We start from the raw sequence: 18916 nt of genomic DNA on the forward strand, positions 1-18916 counted from the left end.
TTAGCCGGCTGGGGCGGGGGTGAGTCGAACAATGCGCCGCGGCAGAAGCACGTAGAGCGCGCCATCGGGGCCGCTGATCACGTGGCGGATGCGACCGACCCCCTTGAAGAGGATTTCCTGGTCCACCACTTCACCGTCCTTGAGCTCCAGCCGCCTCAGTTCCTCGCCCGAGAGCGAGGCAAAGAAGAGGTGATGACGCCAGAGGGGGAAGCGATCACCCGTGTAGAAGTTCAGGCCGCAGACGCCGAGCGAGGGTGTCCAGTAGGCCACCGGCTGCTCCATCCCCTCGCGATGCGTCGACTCGGCGATGGGAGCGCCGCTGTATTCGATGCCGTAGGTGATTACGGGCCAGCCGTAGTTGGCCCCGCGCCGCACGCGGTTCAGTTCGTCGCCCCCCCGCGGGCCGTGCTCGAGATCGTAGAGTTCATCGGACTGCGGCTCGAAGGCGAGGCCCTGCGGGTTGCGGTGTCCGTAGCTCCAGATGCTGGGCACGGCCCCCGGGTGGTTGACGAAAGGATTGTCGGCCGGGATGCGGCCGTCGTCGTGCAGGCGGTGCACCTTGCCGTTGGGCCGGGTGAGGTCCTGGGCGTGGTCGCGCTGGCCGCGCTCGCCGATGGTGAAATAGAGAAAACCCGCGCGGTCAAAGGCCAGGCGGCCGCCGAAGTGGGCGCGCCCCTTGAGGTATTGGTCCGCCCGGGCGGCGAAGACGGTCTGTTGGTCCACGAGCGCGTCGTCGCGCAGGCGGGCGCGCATCACGCGGGTCATGCTGCCCGCGTCCGTCAGCTCGGCGAACGCGAAGTAGAGCCAGCCGTTTTGGAGGTAGGCCGGGTGAGGGACGACATCATACAGGCCGCCCTGGCCGTTGGACTCGATGTTGCCGGGCAAGCCCTCGAGGGGCCGGCTGGCACGCCTCCCGTCTTCGATCAGCCAGGCACGGCCGCGTTTCTCGGTGACGATCGCCCGGTTGCCCGGGCCGGGCAGGAAGGTGAGGGACCAGGGCTCGTCCAGCCCGTCCAGCCACGTGTTGAAGCGATAGGCGTGGTGCTTGGTGGCGACGGTGAAATCGTCCTGGGGTGCCGCGGGCGGGACTTGGTTGTAACGGTGCCGGGCGCGGACCTCGCGGATGTAATTCACGAGGGCCCGGGCCTCCTTCTCGGAAAACAGCGTGCTCCAGGCCGGCATGCTGTTTTCGGGATAGCCCTGTAAAATGCTGCGCACGAGACTGGCGTCATCCCCGCCGTGCAGCCACTCGTCGTCCAGCATTGACGGAGCGGATCCGCCCTCGAGATTCAGGCCGTGGCAGCTCGCACAGTGCTGGGTGTAGAGTTCGGCGACCTGGCCCGTGCGCCATTGCTGGGCGGGACTGGAAGCGAGGGAGCTGAGGGCGAAGGCGAGAAAGGCGAGGCGGCGGGGCGGAGGCATTCAGGGCGTGGAGGCTGAGGCGGAGAAGCGCGGGTGGGGGCGAAGCGGACCGAGGCCCCAGAGCACGAGGGCCAGCGCGATCAGCGGGAAAATCCCGTAACCGATGAACACGGGCGTGTAGCCGACGCGCTGGACCAGATAGCCGGACAGGTAGCTGAAGAGCATGCCGCCGAGCCCGGAGCCGACGGAGGCCAGGCCCCAAGCGGAGGCAATGGCCGATTTCGGAAACACCTCCGGAGGGAACGCGAGGGTGTTGGCCGTGTAACCGGCGTAGCCAAACGCCGCCAAGGACACGAGCGCGATGGCGAGCCCGAGATGCGAAGTGAGGATGGCCGGAATCATGCCGACCATCAGCAACGCGAAGAGCGCCGCCCCGGCCTTGCGGGCGTGGTTGACGGGCAGGCCGCGGCGGATGAGCTGGCCGGTGGCAGCTCCGCCGGCGACGTTGCCCACCGCGGCCGCGATGAAGGGGATCATGGCCTTCCAGCCCATATCCTGCATCGTGAACCGCACGCCATGCACTTCGCTGAGGAAGGACGGGAACCAAAAGGCGATGAAATACCATACCGGATCCATGAAGAACTTCGACAGCGTGAAGGTCAGCATGAAGCGCGTGCGGAGCAACTGGCCGGCCGGGATGCGCGGTTCGCGCGGGCCGGCGTCAGCGCCGGCGGGTGAACGATAGACGAGCCACCAAGCGGCGGCCCAGACCAGCCCGAGGCCGCCCATGACGACGAACGCACTGCGCCAACCCCAGGAGTTGACCATCCACACGATGAGCAGGGGGGAAAGAATCGCGCCGATGGAGGCACCGCTGTTGAAGATGCCCGAGGCCAGGGCGCGTTCGTGCGAGGGGAACCACTCGCCCACCAGCTTGGCGGCGGCGGGCCAGTTGCCGGCCTCGCCGAGACCGAGGGCCACGCGGCAGGCACCGAGTGACCAAGGACCGCGGGCGAAGATGTGGGCGATGCCCGCCAAGGACCACCACACCATGCAGGCCGCGTAACCGATCTTGGTCCCGACCCGGTCGATCAAGGGGCCGGAAAGGCCGTTCGCGAGCGCGTAGGCGCCCATGAAGCAAGCGTTGAGGATGCCGAACAACTCGTCCGACACCGGCACGGCCTGTTGAAACTCCGGCGACGCCTTGACGAAGGACAGAATCTGCCGGTCGAGATAGTTCAGCACGGTGGCGCTGAAGGCGAAGGATATCATGATCCAACGCAGGCGCAGGGATGCGGAGATGGCGGGCGTGGAGGACAAGAGCGAGGGCTTTACCACGAGCGCGACTCGGACGCCGCCTGGTAATAGTCGGGATTGGTCCCAAGCAGGTGGAGAACCGGTGCGGTCGCAGTGTTGAGCTGCCTGAGGGTGTGAGGAGTGAGGGTGCGCTGGACGGCACGCGCGTTTTCCTCGAGCTGGGCCAGCGTGCGACACCCGGCGAGCACGCAACTGATGTCCTGATTGTGCAGGGCCCAAGCGATCGCCACGTCCGCCAGCGGGAGCTGGGCCTCGCGGGCAATTTGACGCACCTTTTCGATGGCCAGCCATGTCTCCGCCTCGCAGCCGGGCTCGCCGTGACGGGAGCCGGGGCGGCGACCGGTGAAGTGGCGGGTGCGCGTCCGCATGGCGGGCAGCGCGTCGAAACTCTCGAATTCGCCGGCCAGCACGCCCTGCATGAGAGTCATGTAGCCGATGATGCCGATGCCCTGCTGGCGGCAATAGGGCACGATCTCCGGCTCAATGGCCCGCATGAGCAGGTTGTAGGGCAGTTCATTGACGGCGAGCCGGACCCCGAGCCCACGGACCTCCTCCATCTGGCGCACGCCATAGTTGCTGACGCCAATGTGCCGGATCTTCCCCTCGGCCTGCAGCCGGGCGAGGGTCTGGAAGGCTTCGGCGACACTCGGGGGATGAGCGATCAATTCGGGGTCATCGGTGAAGTGGCGGATCGAATTGGCATGGATCGGCCAATGGACCATGTAGAGGTCGAGATGGTCGGTCCCGAGCCGGCGAAGACTCGCCTCGCAGCACGCGCGGAGCGTGCTTGGACGGGTGTTGCTGGGGCTTATCTTGCTGCCGATGATGGCCCGGTCGCGCCGGCCGCGCAATGCGACGCCCAGCGACGTTTCGCTGGTGCCCGCATTATACATTTCGGCCGTGTCGAAATAGTTGATTCCCAGATCGAGCGCCCGCGCGACGACCTCGTCCACATCATGCTGGTCTTGCGGGCCCCAGTAGGTTCCGCCGCCAAAGGCCCAAGTGCCAAGCCCGAGCAGGGGCAACTGCAGCCCGCTCAGCCCGCACGGCCGCGCGGCCAGGGAAAGCTCCGACGTCGTCATGGCTCAGGAGTGATCGTCCGGCAGTCGCACGACACCGATGGTCAGCAGCAGATTGGCAAAGCGCCGCTGCTCGCCGGTGGCGATCGCCAGCGCGGTGTCAACAGACCGGGCCTCAGTGTAGAAATCGTGGCGCGGCTTGAAGGTGAGGGTAACGCCGGGGCCAAGCAGCTGGGCAAACTCGCCGTGGATCGGCGCGGCCAGACCGTCCCGGGTCTGCATGCCCAGCGCCGACTCGATCGGCAGGACGGTGGTGAGCGTGGCCAGGACCTCGGTGAGGGTGACGCAGCCCGGTCGCAGGTTCAGGTAGACCCGGCTGGCGGTCGCCGGTGTGGCCGTGCTCAGCGGATAGTTGCCATCCGCGATGAGGACGCGCGAGCCGTGGCCGGCCGCGGCCAGCGCGCGGAGGATCTCGGGGTGGAGGAGGGGAGTTCTGAGCATCTGATATACACACCGATATACATAATATATATCGGGTCAAGCCATTTATCGTGCCGCTCCGGGCGCGGGTTTCCGTCCGTGTTGGAATGTTGCCTTGAGTGCCGGGTGCGCGCACCGGTATACATCGGTCCATGAAGGCCGCTCAACCCGAGAAGACCGCGAAAAAGCACCATCTGATTTCCGCCCAGCTGCGGGAGCGTATCCTCTCCGGGGCATATGCCGACCAGATTCCGGGCCAGCGGGTCCTGGCGGAGGAATTCGGCGTGAATTTCCTGACCATTCGCAAGGCGGTGGCCACGCTGGTCAAGGAGGGTATGTTGGACAAGCAGAGCGGGCGCGGAACCTTCGTTACCCGGCTCAAGCGCACGCGCACGCGGAACATCGCAGCGGTGCTCGGCGGGCTCAGCTATGGTTTTGGCGGCCAGCACCCGAAGCTGGTCGAGGGGATTCAGGCGGAGGCGGCCAAGTTCGAGCATGACGTGATCCTGCGGCCGCACCTGGGTGATCCCCAACTCGAGCGCCAGGCCATCGAGGACCTTATCACCCAGCGCAAGTGTGACGGCATCCTCGTGTGGCCGACCCGCAACGAGGGATCACAGGCGGTCGATCTGCTGAAAGCCCACGGGGTGCCCTTCGTGATCGTGATGCGCGTAGACGCGCGCTACCGTCAGGATGTCAGCTACGTCGTGGACGACGATTTCGAGGGCGGGTATATCGCGACGAAGCACCTCCTTGCCCTCGGGCACCGCAAACTCGGATTCGTGGGCCGGTCGGCCAAGAGCGAGGGGGCGGACAGCTTCGAGGAGGAGCGTTGGCTGGGTTTTATCAAGGCGCACAACGAGGCGGGACTGGCCCCCGGCCCCCGTGTTCAGGCCGACTGGTTGGCCCGACCGGAGGATCGTCCCGCCCCGATCTCAAAAACCTTTCTCCGGCGCATTGGCGGCCTGACGGGCTTGGTTTGCGTCAATGACCGGGTGGCGCTGCACCTGCTCAGCCTGCCCAAATACACCTCGCTCACGATCCCCGAGAGCCTGTCGATTGTCGGCTACGATGACTTGGAGGCTGCCGGGCTCTTCAATCTCACCACGGTGCATCAGCCGCTGGCCGAGATCGGGGCGGAGGCGGTCCGGTTGCTGATTGACGAGATTGAAGGGCGGAGGTCCGGCGCCGCGCAGCGCAAACTCGCCCCGCGCCTCGTCGTGCGCGACACCACCGCCGCGCGACCGGCCTAAGCCGGAGGCTGCGGCCGCCCCTGCGGTTCACTTCCCTCCCGACCCGGGAGCGGGCGGAGCCATGGCCGTTTTTGAAAAAATGGCTTGAATAGTATATCAGAATATATATCGGTCTATTAACACCCAACGGGTCAAGGGTGCCGATCTTCTCCGCGACCAAGCCGCAAAGGGGGAAGATCGGTCCCCCGGACCCGTTTTCCGCCCCACCCCTGAACCTCCCTTCGGCCTGCGCTCCGGTTAGCACCCGGTTCCCGGGCCGACCCAGAAGTATGCTTCGCGACCACGCATCCTCCCGCCGTTTTCTGCGCGCTTCCTTTCTCCTGCCCTTTGCCGCCGCTCTCGCGGGATGGCCCGACCTCGTCGGCCAGACTTCCCGCCCGGCCTCTTCCCCGGCGAGTCCCGCACCGGGGGAGGAGGTCGTTCAACTAAGCCCCTTCACGGTTACGGCGGACGGCAGCGACAGCTACACGGCGCTGAACACCAACTCCGTGACCCGCTTCCGCTCGGAACTAGCCAAGCTGCCGGTCTCCGCCGACGTCTTCACGGAAAAATTCATGGAAGACATCGCGGCGCTTTCCATTGAGGACATGGTGGTGGAGTATGGCACGGGCACGGGTATCGGCGGCGCCAACCCGTCGGGCACCGCGGAGGCCAACCGCCCCGGCGATCGCGCGGCGAACGTCAATATCAAGATCCGCGGCCTCGATTCCGGCCAGATGCGCGTGAACTCATTCGGCGCCGGTGGCATCGACGACACGTTCGCGGTCGAGCGGGTCGACGTGGTGCGGGGCCCGCAATCGCTGCTCAACGGCGGAGTGGGCGGTGGCGGTGTCACTAACTCTGTCACCAAGCGGGCGCGCTTCGAGTCGCGCCTGGCGCGCTTCCAAATCCGGACGGACGACAACGGTTCGCTGCGCGGCGTGGCCGACTATGGCTTCGGCACGAAGCGCTTTGCCATCCGGCTCGCGGCACTCAACGAGGACATGCGCTACTCGCGCACGCTGCTGAGCACGCGCTCGGAGGGTTATTACGGCCAGATCGCGGTGCTTGCGACCCCCGCGACCACGCTTCGCGTGGAGGCGGCGATGAAGAAGTCGGACACGGTGAATTCCAGCACCGGCACGACGCTCAACGCTCCGGCGGCCACCATCAACGGCGTGCGCCTGCCCGCCGACCCGCGGAACGGCCAGCGCCTCCGGCTCCTGATCGCCCAGGGCCAGGTGAGCGATATCCTCGGGGGCAACGTTACTTGGGACAACGCCGACAGCTTCCGGGGCGTGTATTTCGGCCAGGATCGCGACAACGTCCGCTACGAGGGTTCCGTCGAGCATCGCTTCGGCAGTTGGGGCACCCTCGAGCTGGCGGCCATGATGGACCTTAGCTCCATGGATCGCGGTGAGACCAATGACTTCACGAATCTCGTCGCGCCGCTGCGGAACAACAATCCCCACAACGCGTGGGCGATCGGCTACACCCCGGCCAACACCCACGAAAGTTTCCGGCGCCGCGGCTACCGCGGCAACTTTGTCGCCGAGTTCGAGCTGTTCGACGGCAAGGCCAAGACCCAGGCGATCTTGGGTGCGCAGTATGAGACCGTCTACAACCGCCGCCGCCAGCAGACCTACTTCCTGGCGGACGCCAGCGGCGCCATCATCGTCAACCAGGCCCAGATCAACAACGCCAACGTCGGCCGCACCATTATCCCCGTGCAGTGGTTTGCCCTGACCGATGGTCCGCAGGCGACGATGCCGTTTCCGCGCCGGGCCCCCGAGATCGCGCTGGCCAACGGACAGAAATACATCCTGGCCGAACGCGTCTTCCTGGGCGAACTGCCGCAGACCCAGAACAACCCGCTCGGCGTGCGCGGCACGGGTTCGTTCTGGGACCAGTATAATTACACGGACTCCTATTTCGCCGCGTTCTCGACCGACTGGTTTGGCGACCGCTTCACCAGCCTGCTGGGCTACCGGCGCAACAACGTCGAGAACAAGCGCTACGAGCGCACGGATTTCAAACGCTCGGTCAACAACCCCGGTTCGATCAACCTGGGGTTCAATTTCAAGCTGAACGAGAGCCTGCGGCCGTATTACGGCTATTCCAACGCCTACAATCCGCCCGACATTGTGCAGTTTGGCCCCGACGGAGAAGTCACGCGCACATCAAAAAGCGTGGGGCATGAACTCGGCGTGAAATTCACCCCGCCGTCCGGCTGGTTTTCCGGCTCGTTCAGCCTTTACTCCGTCGACTCCCAAGATGAGCAGGTGTCGATCCCGACCGATGTGCGGCAGGATGTTAATCCCCCTGGGATCAACGGCGAAAATCAGCCGACCCAGAACTGGATCAACGTCGACCGCACCTCGCGCGGCGCCGAGCTCATCCTCACCGCCAAGCCAGCGCGGAACTGGGACTCGCGCCTGACACTGTCCTACACCGACGGCACCGTCGGCTCGGACAAATCGTATCCGATTTTCTACAATGACCAGTTCCACACGAACGGCAGCGGTGGCGTGACCTATTCGGATGGTTCCCCGCTTCTGGTCACGCTGGACCCGTCGCAGCAGGCCAATGCGACCGCCCCGCGCACGCAGCTGACGATCGCGATGATGAACGACCCGGCGAACCCGTATTTCGCCGTGCTTGATCCCGATAGCGGCCGGATCACCAATGCCGCCGCCCTCCGCCTCAACACGACCAATGCGGCCGGCGCCACGGTCGGCACCGGGCGCACCGGCCTGTCTCTCAGCGCGCACCAGCTCCGTTTCACTGATCCGAACGGCAACGGGGGCGTGCTCGTGGTGGCCAAGGCCGGTGAGCCGACCTCAGGCTACGCCCAATACTCGGCCAACCTGAGCAACAGCTACCGTTTCGCCGAAGGGCCGCTACGCGGGCTTACGGTCGGCGGCAGCGCCCTGTTCCGCGCCGGCGATCGCACATACGCTTACACGCAGGTGATCCGCGACGCCGCCGGGGTTGCGACCGGCACCGAGCGGCGCATGCTCTCGCTGGGTGACTCCTTCCGGGTGAACGCCTTTGTTTCCTACCGGATCAAGCTCGGCAAGCGCTACGAGTGGGTCACGCAGCTAAACGTCAGCAATGTGCTGGATGACCACGGCATCGTGATCCTCCCGAACGAGAACACGGGCGATCCGCGCACGGCCCGTTATCTTACGGAACCGCGCAGCTGGGCGTGGACCAACACCCTGTCGTTCTGATGACGCGGTCCCGGTTCAAACTTCCCTTGGTCGCGGCGCTCGCCCTCGCGGGCGCCGCCGGTCTCCTGCGCGGCCAGGGGGCCGCACCGGGCGAGCTGATCCTGCAGGAGGATTTCTCCCGCCACGCCGTCTACACGAAGGAGCCGCTGCCCCTGCAACCCGGCTGGAGCGCGCGAGTGGCTCACGGAACCTGGACCCGCACGGCCGAAGGCGTGCAGAGCACATGGGAAAAGGGACACAGTCCGGTCCTCGTGCTGGAGGGCGAGTTTGGGGACTGCATCATCGAGGTGGATTTCCGCTATCGGGCCGAGCCGGGGAAATGGGCGGCGTGCCGCGTGTCGGCGACCAACCCCGTCCTGTTCCCCCGCGGCTACGCGGCGTCGGCGTGGGCCAACGTGGACTTCAAGTCCCGGGGACGCGGCCTCGTGCTGGAAAACGACGTCTGGAGCGGGCCCATTGCCCGCGTGGCCTACAAGAAGGCGGAGTTCGCCCCGGATGTCTGGCACACCCTGCAACTCCGGCTGATCGGGCGGAAGGGCTCGGCCGCTTGCAATGGCGTGCGCGTTTCCGGTTCCCACGACCGCTTCGATCTGCCGAAGACGACCATCTGGCTCGGCACGGGCCAGAGCCCGCACGAATTGCGCAACCTGCGCGTCTATGCGGTGCGCCCGATCCCCTCGGCGCCGGCGGCCACCACGCCATGAGCCCTTCCCTATCTCCTTTTGCGAAGACGCTCCGCCTCGCCTCGTGGCTGGGGGCAGGCCTCTGCCTCGTGCCGAGCGCAATGCCCCAGGCGGTCGAGCCCGGCGAACTGCTGCTCGCCGAGGACTTCCGCCGCCACGATTCTTACACCAGGGAGCGGCTTCCGCTGAACCGCGGCTGGCAGGCGCGCGTCGCCCACGGGATTTGGACGCGGACGCCCGACGGCGTGCAGAGCCTCGAGACGCCGGGACACCAGCCCGTGCTGGTAGTCGAGGGATCATTCGGTGACGTCGTCGTCGAGTTGGAGTTCCGCTATCGCGCCGAACCCGGCAAATGGGCCGCCTGCCGCGTGTCCGCCACGCATACCGAGCTCCAGCCTCGCTCGTATGCGGCGTCGGTGTGGGCGAACGTCGACTACCACTCGCGCGCCGTGGGCCTCGTTCTCGAACATGACCAGTGGTCCGGCACGGTCACGCAGGTGGCGCGCACGATGACGGAGATCACGCCGGACACCTGGCACAAATTACGTTTCACGATCGTCGGCGACCGCGCCACCGCTTCCCTCGACGGCAAGGAGATCAAGGGCAGCTTCCCGACTTTCGCCGGCCCAAAAAACTCCCTCTGGCTGGCCACCGGACTCAGCGCGCATGAGTTGCGTCGGCTCCGCGTTTATGCCGCGCGACCCGCGGCCGGATCGGCGGCCGCGCACCCGCTCAACGGCATAAGCGGTGCCGGCCTTCCCCACTCGGAATTGCCCGTCACGGTGGCCGTGACCCGATCGCCGGCTTCGGATTCCTTGGCCGCGCCGCCGCAGTCAGCGGCCCATTTCCAACCCCAAACGAAACCATGAATACGTATCGTCAAATCACACGCAGCCATCGCCCTCTCGGGCTGGGCCTGTTGCTCATGCTGGGCACATCGCTGACTGCCCAAACCTCCAACGCTCCGGCTCCCGCGGGTTCGACGCCCGATGACGAAGTCGTGCAGCTCTCCCCCTTCGTGGTCGAGGCGGAATCGGGCTGGTCTGCCAATGAGACGCTCTCCGCCACCCGCACGAAGCAGGCCCTGAAGGATGTGCCGATCAACATCGACGCCATCACCGCCGACTTCATGGAGGACCTGAACATCGGACGGGCGGACGAGGTGATCAGCTTCATCGCCGGCGTTTTCGTCCCCGGCTTGATGGAAAATGACAATCAGCAGGACAACCTGGCCTTTCGCGGTCTGGCGCAACGCGGCAATCTCAGTCGCAACTATTTTCGCTGGTATGCGCCGTCAGACACTTACAACGTGGAACGTATCGACTTCGGCAAGGGTTCCAACTCGCTGATTTTCGGCGAAGGCGAGCCCGGTGGCCAGGGCACCGTCTTCACGAAACGCGCTCAATTCCGCAATTTCGGCAAGCTGTTCATGCAGGTGAACGACGAGGGCGCCTATCGCGTGCAGCTGGACGTCAACCGCAAGCTGCGCGACAACCTCGCAGTCCGGTTCAACGCGGTGGAGCGCATCGAGAAAACCTTCCAGGATGCCTCTGAGTTCGGCCTCAGTGGCATGACGGGCACCGTCACCTGGGAACCGTTCAAGGACACGCAGATCCGCGTCGAGTATGAGAAGGGCGACTTCGAGAGTTCCCGTGGTTACGCCGGCGTGAGCATCCGTGAAATCTCCGGCCGCTCCCGCGCCTTTCAGGGCGGCGTGACCTACACCTCGGACAACGAATACTTCTACTCGGCCGCCACGTCGCGCCCGCTGGTGCCCAACACCGACTTCACGCACCCGGCCGTGAATGGCGTGACGGTCTATCGCCTGCGCTCCTCCAACCCGGATCTCGCCTCGGGCAATCGTCCGTCCGGCGCGACCCTGTCGCTGCTCGAGGGGAGCTACATCGATGTCATCATGCGGAATGCGGCCGGCCAAAACGTGGGCGTGAAGCGCTTCGACGGCCTGCCGAAGCACTACAACATCCGTGGTGCCTTCGACCGGCAAGGCCGGCCGTTCACCGCCTTTACCACGACGATCGAACAAAAGATCGGCGACGTCGCCCTGGAACTCGCCTACAACCGCCAGGCGCAGCAGCAGGAACGCACGGACAACGTCTTCTCCAACACCATCGGCGTGGAGGTGAACGGGCGTCCGTTCATCGAATCAACGCTGGACAACAAGACTTTCGAGACCCTGACGCACGCGTTCCGCGCGACGGCGGTCTATAACTGGGATCACTTCAAGAATTTCCAGCAGCTGATCGTGGTTTCCGCCGAGTATCTGGAGGACAACGTCCTCAACAACCGCTGGATCTACGCCAACACCGCATTCGTCGATCAGGGGCTGGCGACCGATCTTAGCAGTCTGGATCGTGCCCGTATCCGCCTGTATCTTGACGACCCGCAGTTCTACTCGCGCGAACTCTTCGACCGTCTCAAGGCCCCCGTGATGCCCACGCTCCCGGGCCTGGTCACGATCAAGCCCATCCGCCGGCAGGACTTCATCTCCGCGGACGCCCGCTCCGGTGATGGCACGCGCTGGCGCCAGGCGTCTGCCGCGTCGGTTTCCATGTCCGGCAATTACTTCGGCGGGAAGCTTCAGTCGCTGGTCGGCCTGCGCCGCGACTTCAACCGCGTGTGGGATTGGAAATCGCCCCGCCGCGAAGGACCGTATCGGGAGGACGTCTTCACCGTGGTGAAGAACAAGGCCGAAGCCGGAGACTACGTGGAAAACAAGAACCTCCGCACTGCGACCACGAGCATCTCCACGGGCCTCACGTATCGTCTCACACGCAACATCAACCTCTACGGCACGTATTCGGAATCGTTCCTGTTTCAGGATGCATTCACCTTCGACAAGGTGCGCATCGGACCCGCGCAGGGCGAGACCAAGGAGATCGGCATCAAGGGTAACCTCTGGGACGACCGTTTGGCCGTCACCTTCGGCATGTTTGAGATCGACCGCGTCAACTCCATCAAGAGCTTCGATGGCGTTGGTCCCGACCTGAATGCCGACGAGTTGGAGGATCTAATGAATCCCAACAACCTCCTTCCGACGGATCCCCAATGGAAGGGCGCGATGCGCGACCGCAACAGCGCCTCGCGCAACTATCTCTCCACGGAGAGCTCGAAGGGCTTCGACGTCACCCTGATGGCGCGGCCGTTGGACGGCCTGCAGCTTCGCCTCACGCTGGCCATGGCTGACGTGAAAGGTGTGCCGGATCTGGGCTCGCTGCGGGGCTACTACGATGCCGCCGTGACCCGGGGCAACGAAAGCCCGGTGCTGCTCGCGGACGTCAAGCAGTTGCTCGAAATGATCGACCTGCCGAATCGCCCGACGGGCGCGCGCGCGGCCAAGTGGTCTGCCTCGTGGGTGGCCGACTATTCATTCTCGCGCGACGCCGGCCGGATATTGCGGGGCGTGCGTGTCGGCGTGAATGGTTCTTGGCGGGACAACTACCTGCTCGGCCGCACCGCCAGCGGTCTCGACGTCGAGGGTGGCCAGACCCACCTCGTCAATGCCTACATCATGCGCGACCAGAAGCTCTGGGGCCAGAAGGTGCGCGTGCGCCTGGGCGTCAAGAACCTGACCGACCTCGAAAACGGCGACTACCGCAAGACCAGCTTCGGCACGCTGAGCAACGGCGATGTGGCGTACCGCTTCTCGTACGTGATGCCACCCATGTACGACCTCTCGGTCACGTGGGATTTCTAATCCGCATAAATTCCGCCGCCCGGTTGAGCTGACCGGGCCGCGAATCTGACCACAATTGCGATCCGGATGGTCCTATTATACAGGGTAGCGCCGCCCAGGATCGTTTGGGGGAGGGGAGGAGTGGCAGCCGAAAGGCCTGCTGCGCCTCCCCTCTTCCTTGTTTCTGGACCGGCGTATCGGGGCGAGGGTATACCTCGCGTCGCATCGGAGCGGAGTTGCCGCAATGCGGCCTACAGGGGGACGGCAACACCTTCGCCGACGCTGACCTTGGGATTCGAGGGCTGCTTTACGTTCGCGGGTGCCACGGTTTTCGGCGTACCACGATTTACAGCGATGAATATCAGCACGGGAGCGCCGCGAGGCTTTCGTGACCTGCCACCAGCTTGGTTTGCTGAATCGCACGACGACTGCTCCCCATGAAATTGCTCGCTTCTTCTCTGCTCGGAATAGCGTCGGTCACGGCTGGCTTCGCCCACAACACTCCCGCGTCCGAACCGTGGCGGCCCACGGCTTACGCTGACCGGCTGACCCACGCGCCGCGGCCGCTCCCGGATCGGATCGTGCTGACGTGGCGTCAGGACCCCGCGACCACGCAGGCCGTCACGTGGCGCACCGATGCTTCGGTAGTCCAAGGCGTGGCTGAAATCGCTCTGGCCAACGAACAGGGGCGCGAGCTTCGGGCGCGCGCGGTGCCGGCGGTCACGACGGAATTCGAATCCAATCTCGGTCCGGCGAATTTCCACACCGCGGAATTCACCGACCTCACGCCCGACACGCTGTATGCCTATCGCGTGGGCGACGGCGCCAACTGGAGCGAGTGGTTTCAGTTTCGCACCGCGAGTCGGACGGCCCGGCCCTTCAGTTTCATTTACTTCGGCGACGCGCAGAATGACATCAAGACGCATTGGTCGCGCGTCTTCCGCGAGGCCTTTCGCGAGGCGCCGCGGGCCGCGTTCACCCTCCACGCCGGCGATCTGGTCAGCGAAGGCAACAATGACGAGCAATGGGGCGAATGGTTCGGGGCCCCCGCCTGGGTCAACGCGACGATTCCCGTCGTTGCCACCCCGGGTAATCACGAATACCGCCGTGCCGATGAACGGGATGAGAAGTCCCCGCGGGTCCTCAGCCGGCACTGGCGTCCGCAGTTTGCCCTGCCGGAGAATGGCCCGGCCGGCGTGCCCGAGTTAATTGAGACGACCTACTTCTTCGATTACCAGGGCGCGCGCATCATTTCGCTCAATTCAAACACCCGCCAGGCCGAGCAGCAGGCCTGGCTGCGGGAAGTGCTGAGCCAGAATCCCCAGCGCTGGACGATCGTGACTTTCCACCATCCGATCTTTTCGCCGGCACGCGACCGCGACCACGCCAACCTCCGGGCGGCGTGGAAGCCCCTCTTCGATGAGTTCAAGGTGGATCTCGTCCTGACCGGGCACGATCACACCTACGCACGCAGTGGCGACCTCGGTGACCGCATCCCAGTCGGCACGGTTAACGCCAAGCCGGGTTACCAGCAGATCTACGATCCCGCCATCGGCACAGTTTACGTGGTGTCGGTCAGCGGGCCCAAGATGTATAAGCTAACCGGGGGGGAGTGGGCGGTGCGAACCGCCGAGAACACGCAGTTGTTCCAAGTCGTCACGGTCAACGGCGATGAACTCCGGTTTGAGGCGCGCACCGCCGTCAACCGCCTGCACGATGCCTTCACCCTGCGAAAGCGCCCCGGCCAGGCAAACGAGCTGATCGAGCATCTGCCGCCACAATCCGATCGCTCACCTTGAGCGCGCGTTGGTTTATTCGGAGGGGCTCTGACTCTGCGTTTCGATGCGCAACACGTGGGCGAGCGCATCGTCCAGCGCCGGTAGTTCGAGGGTGAGGACCCCTTTCTCGTTTCGCCACTCCAGCGGCTCTGCTCGGCCGAACAAGGTGATCTTCGACCCAGGTTTGGCGGCGACCGAGGTCAGCTGGAAGCTGGCGCTGTCAGGTTTTCGCAGGAGAATGGCATACACGTGGCGGCCGTCGCGTGAGGTGGTGAAGCGCACGTGTTCCCCCTCCTTCCAGAGGTCGCCGCGGCGTATGTCGGTGTCCCAAATGGCTTCACCGTTTACCTTCAGCCAGGCGCCGACCTCCTCAAGCTGGCGGATGGCCTCGGGGTGAAACTCGCCGGCGCCGTTGGGGCCGATGCCCACCATGAAGTTGCCGCCCTTCGCGACGGAGTCGACCAGGTTGTCCACGACCCATTTGGCACCTTTGTGTTGGGCGGCGTCGCCTTCCCACGAGAAGTTGCGGCCGAGCGGGTAGATGACCATCCAAGGCAGTCCGGTGGCCTGCTCGGACGGCACGGTGCGCTCAGGGGTGTAGTAGTCGCCGTAGTTGCCGATGCCGCGATTGCGGATCATCACATCGGGCTGCCACTGGCGCACGAGCTTGATGGTTTCCCGCAACTGTGGCCAGACCTCGCCGCCGAGTTGGATGTCGAGGCAGAGCATGTCGATCTTGCCATACTGCGTCAGCAACTCGTGCAACTGCTCACGGTGGCGCGCCATCATGTGCGTGATCTCATCCGGTGTGGGGTCAGGGAAAAGCACGGCCGGACGCTTTTGTCGCTCCTCGAGCGATTTCACGCTCTTGGAACTCACGTTTTGAATCGGGTGCCGTCCATAGGGGCGGAACGAGACGTCATACCAGTCGGAGTGGGAGAAATAGAGGTTGATCTTCAGCCCGTGCCGGCGGCCGGCGTCGGTGAGTTCGCGGATGATGTCCCGCTTGAAAGGCGTCTCCATCACGCTGTAGGCCACATCGCAGTCTTCTATGAAAGGTTTCCCCGGGATGCTGAAATTCGGCCGTTGTTTCACGCGGGTCTTGGTGTCCCAGAGCGAGAAGCCCTCGTGGTGTTTCGTCGTGATGGCGAAACACTGGAAGCCGGCGCGCTGGAAGAATTCCATCCAGCCGTTGGCGTCGAACTTCGTGGGGTTCCAGTGCTGGTGGGACTCGAGCCACTTCTGCCGCTCCTCGTCGGATTGCTCGAGGAAGGTCCACGATTCGCGCGCGTGGGGCAGCAGGGAGTAAAGGCCCCAGTGGATGCGCACGCCGTATTTCATGTTGCGAAACTCCTGGTGGGCCGCGGCGGACGCGTGGCGGTAATCCGACTGGGGCACCTCTTCGACGTAGGAAGCATTTCCCTGGCGCACGCTCTCGGGTAACCGCAGAGTGCTTTCACGGTCGGCGGAGGCAGCGGAGGCGGTGAGGCTGGCGGCCAGCAGGGCCGTCACGAGGAGGGGGGCGTGAGGGGATTGCATGGGGAAACGAGTCAGTTGTGCGGCGAGACGGAATAGCTGGCGCCCGCGGCGACGTCGAACTCGATGACCCCGGCGGCGATCGCGCGCGTGGTGACCGGCTCGCCGTCGTTGCGGATGATGACGGGCTGGGGTGTCCGCAGGCGGCAAACGCCGTCGCGGGACGCCCGGATTTCCGCGGAGGCCAGGCGGCCGTCGCGCCAGGCGACGTCCACGCCATAACCGCCGCGGGCGCGGAGGCCGCGGAGCGAGCCGGTGGCCCAGGCGCGGGGCAGCGCGGGGAGCAGTTCGATCTCGCCCGCGTGCGACTGCATGATCATCTCGACCATGCCGGCCGCGATGCCTTGGATGGCCTGGTTGCCTTCCATGGAGGGCACGCGATCGCTGTCCTCCGGGGCGGGGTGCTTCGAAATGCTGGTCTGGAGGTGGCGGATAAGTTCGTAACAACGCTCGGCGTCGCCGAGGCGGGCGTGCAGGTTGATCTTCCACGCGCCGGTCCAGCCGGCGGGGTCGTCGCGGATCACGAGCGTTTTCCGCACGGCCTCGGCCAGCTCGGGTGTGCCGCGTCGGGTGATCTGGTTGCTGGGGTAGAAGGCATAGAGGTGCGACACATGGCGATGCTTTGGGTCGAACTCCTTCCAGGGCTTGAGCCATTCCATGAGCGTTCCGTCGGCGCGCACCAGGTGCGGGGGGAGGCGCGGCAGGGCGGCGTTGAGCTCGGCCTGGAGGGCATCGTCCACCTGCAGCTCCCGCGCGGCGGCGAGGGTCCAGGTGAAGACATCACGCAGCAACTGGTTGTCGATGGCACAGCCCATCGTGATGGAGTTGCGCACGCCCTCCTTTGGATTCGGCAGGCCGTCGTGCAGCAGCGCGCGTCCGTCCACGAGCACAAAGCCGTTTTCCGGGGAGCCGGACGGCGAGGGGACGAGCCAGCGGTGGGTCGGCTCCTCGACCAGCATGTCCAAGCCGAATTCTGCCGCGCCCTTCAGCAGCGGGTAGATGCGCCGCAGGGTGGCGGGATCCGGGTTATAGAGGTAGTGCTCCCAGAGGTGTTGCGTCAGCCAGACGCCCATCAGGGGCGCCATGCCATGGAAGACGCGGTCGGTCATGGCGGTGTTCATCCAGACGTCGGTGCCGTGGTGGGCCGTCCAGCCGCGGGCGCCATAGTTGCCCCGGGCGGTGCGCGCACCGCTGGCCGCCAGGTCCTCGATAAAACTGAAGAGGGACTCGACCGTGCTGGGCAGGCCCGTGGTTTCGGCGGGCCAGTAGCATTCCTGGATGTTGATGTTGAGCGTCCAGCGGCCGCGCCAGCGGCCCTTGAGGTCATCGAGCCAGATGTTGTGGTTGTTGAACGCCATTGTGCCGGGCCGGGAATCCGCGATCAGCAGGTAGCGGGCGAACTGGAAGTATTGGGCGGTATAAAGCGGATCGGCCGCGCCGGCGCGGATGCGGTCCATGCGCGTGGTCGTGTCGTCCTGCGCGGCCGCGGTTCCACCGAGGTCGAGGCGGCAGGCGCGGAAAAGTGGCTGATAGTCCAGGATGTGCCGTTGCTTCAATTCGGCGAACGACCGCCGGGCGGCGTCGCGGATGTAGCCGGCGCAGCGGGCGTCGGGGTCGGCCGAGATATCATTCCAATTTACGTAATTGGTGGCGCCGGCGAGGATGAGGGTGACGGCATCGGCTTGCTCGACCCGCACGCTTGTCCCGCTGGCATCTCGCACGATGCGCGTGGTTCCGCCGTCTGCGATCACGCGCAGCCGGCCCTGCCAGCGCATGCGGCTGGGAACCTCGGGATTCGGCTCCGAGACGCCGCCTTGGATGAGGATCGTGTCTTCACCCAGTGCGCTCTCGGTCGTGGAGGTATGGAGGCTGCTGAGCCCGGCCGTGAAGGTCAGGCTTCCGGGCTGGTCCGCGCTGAGGCGCATCACCACGACCTGGTCGGGGTAGCTCGCGAAAGCCTCCCGACGGTAGGTGGTGCCGCCGATGCGGTAGGTGACGCGGGCCACGGCCTCGTCGAGATCGAGGTCGCGCCGGTAATCGCTGGCTTCGTCGTGGCCGTCGAAGCGCAGGTGCAGCCGGCCCATCGCTTGGTAAGTCTGCACAAAGGGCAGGGGATGGCTCAACAGGTTGGCCGCCAGCTCGGCCGCCTCTCCGAACTTCTCCTCGGCGATCAGCTTCCGGATCTCGGGCAGCGAGGGGAGGGCCTTCGGGTTCACCGCGTCGTAGGGTGAGCCGGTCCAGAGGGTCTCGTCGTTAAAGGGAATGATCTCGTCCTTCACTCGTCCGTAGAGCATCGCCCCAAAGCGGCCCGTGGCGATGGGCACGCCCTCCCAGAAGCGGGTGGCGGGGGTGCGATACCACCAGCTCATCAGTTGCGCCGGCGGCGTGGCCTGGCCGCTCAGCCGCGCATCTCCGGGCAAGTTTTCCGGGTTGCCGTGGGCGATGGCGCGGGCGACCAGTTGCTCCTCGGTGGGCGTCGCATTCTGGGCGGCGGCCGGGGGCAGCAGGGTGGCGAGGGCGCAGGCGGCGAGGCTCCAGGAGAGCGCACTCCGCCGGAGGAGGGCAGGGGCAGGCGGCATCAT

At 65.4% G+C, this 18916-nt stretch carries 12 protein-coding genes; 6 read left to right on the forward strand and 6 right to left on the reverse strand.

The window, feature by feature from the left end; translation table 11 throughout:
- The 4 genes from ESB00_RS08450 to ESB00_RS08465 are packed head-to-tail and all read right to left on the reverse strand — an operon-like array spanning position 1 to position 4199.
- A complete protein-coding gene (locus ESB00_RS08450; RefSeq protein WP_129047262.1) occupies positions 1 to 1422 on the reverse strand; it encodes a PQQ-dependent sugar dehydrogenase in 1422 nt (473 codons plus the stop codon).
- On the reverse strand, positions 1423 to 2682 hold the full coding sequence (locus ESB00_RS08455) for an MFS transporter (protein WP_129047263.1): 1260 nt from the start codon (positions 2680 to 2682) through the stop codon (positions 1423 to 1425). It abuts the gene before it with no gap.
- Between the two features lie 11 nt (positions 2683 to 2693).
- A complete protein-coding gene (locus tag ESB00_RS08460) occupies positions 2694 to 3761 on the reverse strand; it encodes an aldo/keto reductase (RefSeq protein ID WP_129047264.1) in 1068 nt (355 codons plus the stop codon).
- Between the two features lie 3 nt (positions 3762 to 3764).
- On the reverse strand, positions 3765 to 4199 hold the full coding sequence (locus tag ESB00_RS08465) for an RbsD/FucU family protein (protein ID WP_129047265.1): 435 nt from the start codon (positions 4197 to 4199) through the stop codon (positions 3765 to 3767).
- Positions 4200 to 4330: 131 nt separating this feature from the next.
- Between ESB00_RS08465 and ESB00_RS08470 the strand changes: the two genes are divergently transcribed.
- The 6 genes from ESB00_RS08470 to ESB00_RS08495 all read left to right on the forward strand — a co-directional run bounded on the left by ESB00_RS08470 (position 4331) and on the right by ESB00_RS08495 (position 14819).
- Positions 4331 to 5431 carry a GntR family transcriptional regulator gene (locus ESB00_RS08470; RefSeq protein ID WP_129047266.1) on the forward strand — a complete coding sequence of 367 codons (1101 nt, stop codon included), beginning with the start codon at positions 4331 to 4333 and terminating at the stop codon, positions 5429 to 5431.
- A gap of 269 nt (positions 5432 to 5700) precedes the next feature.
- Positions 5701 to 8643 (forward strand): TonB-dependent receptor plug domain-containing protein, encoded by a 2943-nt coding sequence (locus tag ESB00_RS08475; protein WP_129047267.1) that lies wholly within the window; start codon positions 5701 to 5703, stop codon positions 8641 to 8643.
- A complete protein-coding gene (locus tag ESB00_RS08480) occupies positions 8643 to 9347 on the forward strand; it encodes a 3-keto-alpha-glucoside-1,2-lyase-like domain-containing protein (RefSeq protein WP_129047268.1) in 705 nt (234 codons plus the stop codon). The genes ESB00_RS08475 and ESB00_RS08480 overlap by 1 nt, the downstream gene beginning before the upstream one ends.
- Positions 9344 to 10195 carry a 3-keto-alpha-glucoside-1,2-lyase-like domain-containing protein gene (locus ESB00_RS08485; protein ID WP_129047269.1) on the forward strand — a complete coding sequence of 284 codons (852 nt, stop codon included), beginning with the start codon at positions 9344 to 9346 and terminating at the stop codon, positions 10193 to 10195. Before ESB00_RS08480 ends, ESB00_RS08485 begins: the two co-directional genes overlap by 4 nt.
- Positions 10192 to 13041 (forward strand): TonB-dependent siderophore receptor, encoded by a 2850-nt coding sequence (locus ESB00_RS08490; RefSeq protein ID WP_129047270.1) that lies wholly within the window; start codon positions 10192 to 10194, stop codon positions 13039 to 13041. The genes ESB00_RS08485 and ESB00_RS08490 overlap by 4 nt, the downstream gene beginning before the upstream one ends.
- 416 nt (positions 13042 to 13457) lie before the next feature.
- The gene (locus ESB00_RS08495; RefSeq protein WP_129047271.1) at positions 13458 to 14819 is read left to right on the forward strand and encodes a purple acid phosphatase family protein; all 1362 of its coding nucleotides are present in this window, start codon (positions 13458 to 13460) and stop codon (positions 14817 to 14819) included.
- 12 nt (positions 14820 to 14831) lie between these two features.
- Here the strand turns inward: ESB00_RS08495 and ESB00_RS08500 are convergent, their stop codons facing one another.
- Both ESB00_RS08500 and ESB00_RS08505 read right to left on the reverse strand, forming a co-directional pair.
- A complete protein-coding gene (locus tag ESB00_RS08500) occupies positions 14832 to 16337 on the reverse strand; it encodes an alpha-L-fucosidase (RefSeq protein ID WP_129047272.1) in 1506 nt (501 codons plus the stop codon).
- Positions 16338 to 16348: 11 nt separating this feature from the next.
- A complete protein-coding gene (locus ESB00_RS08505; protein WP_129047273.1) occupies positions 16349 to 18916 on the reverse strand; it encodes a glycoside hydrolase family 95 protein in 2568 nt (855 codons plus the stop codon).

Source organism: Oleiharenicola lentus, assembly GCF_004118375.1.
Taxonomy (GTDB): Bacteria; Verrucomicrobiota; Verrucomicrobiia; order Opitutales; family Opitutaceae; genus Lacunisphaera; species Lacunisphaera lenta.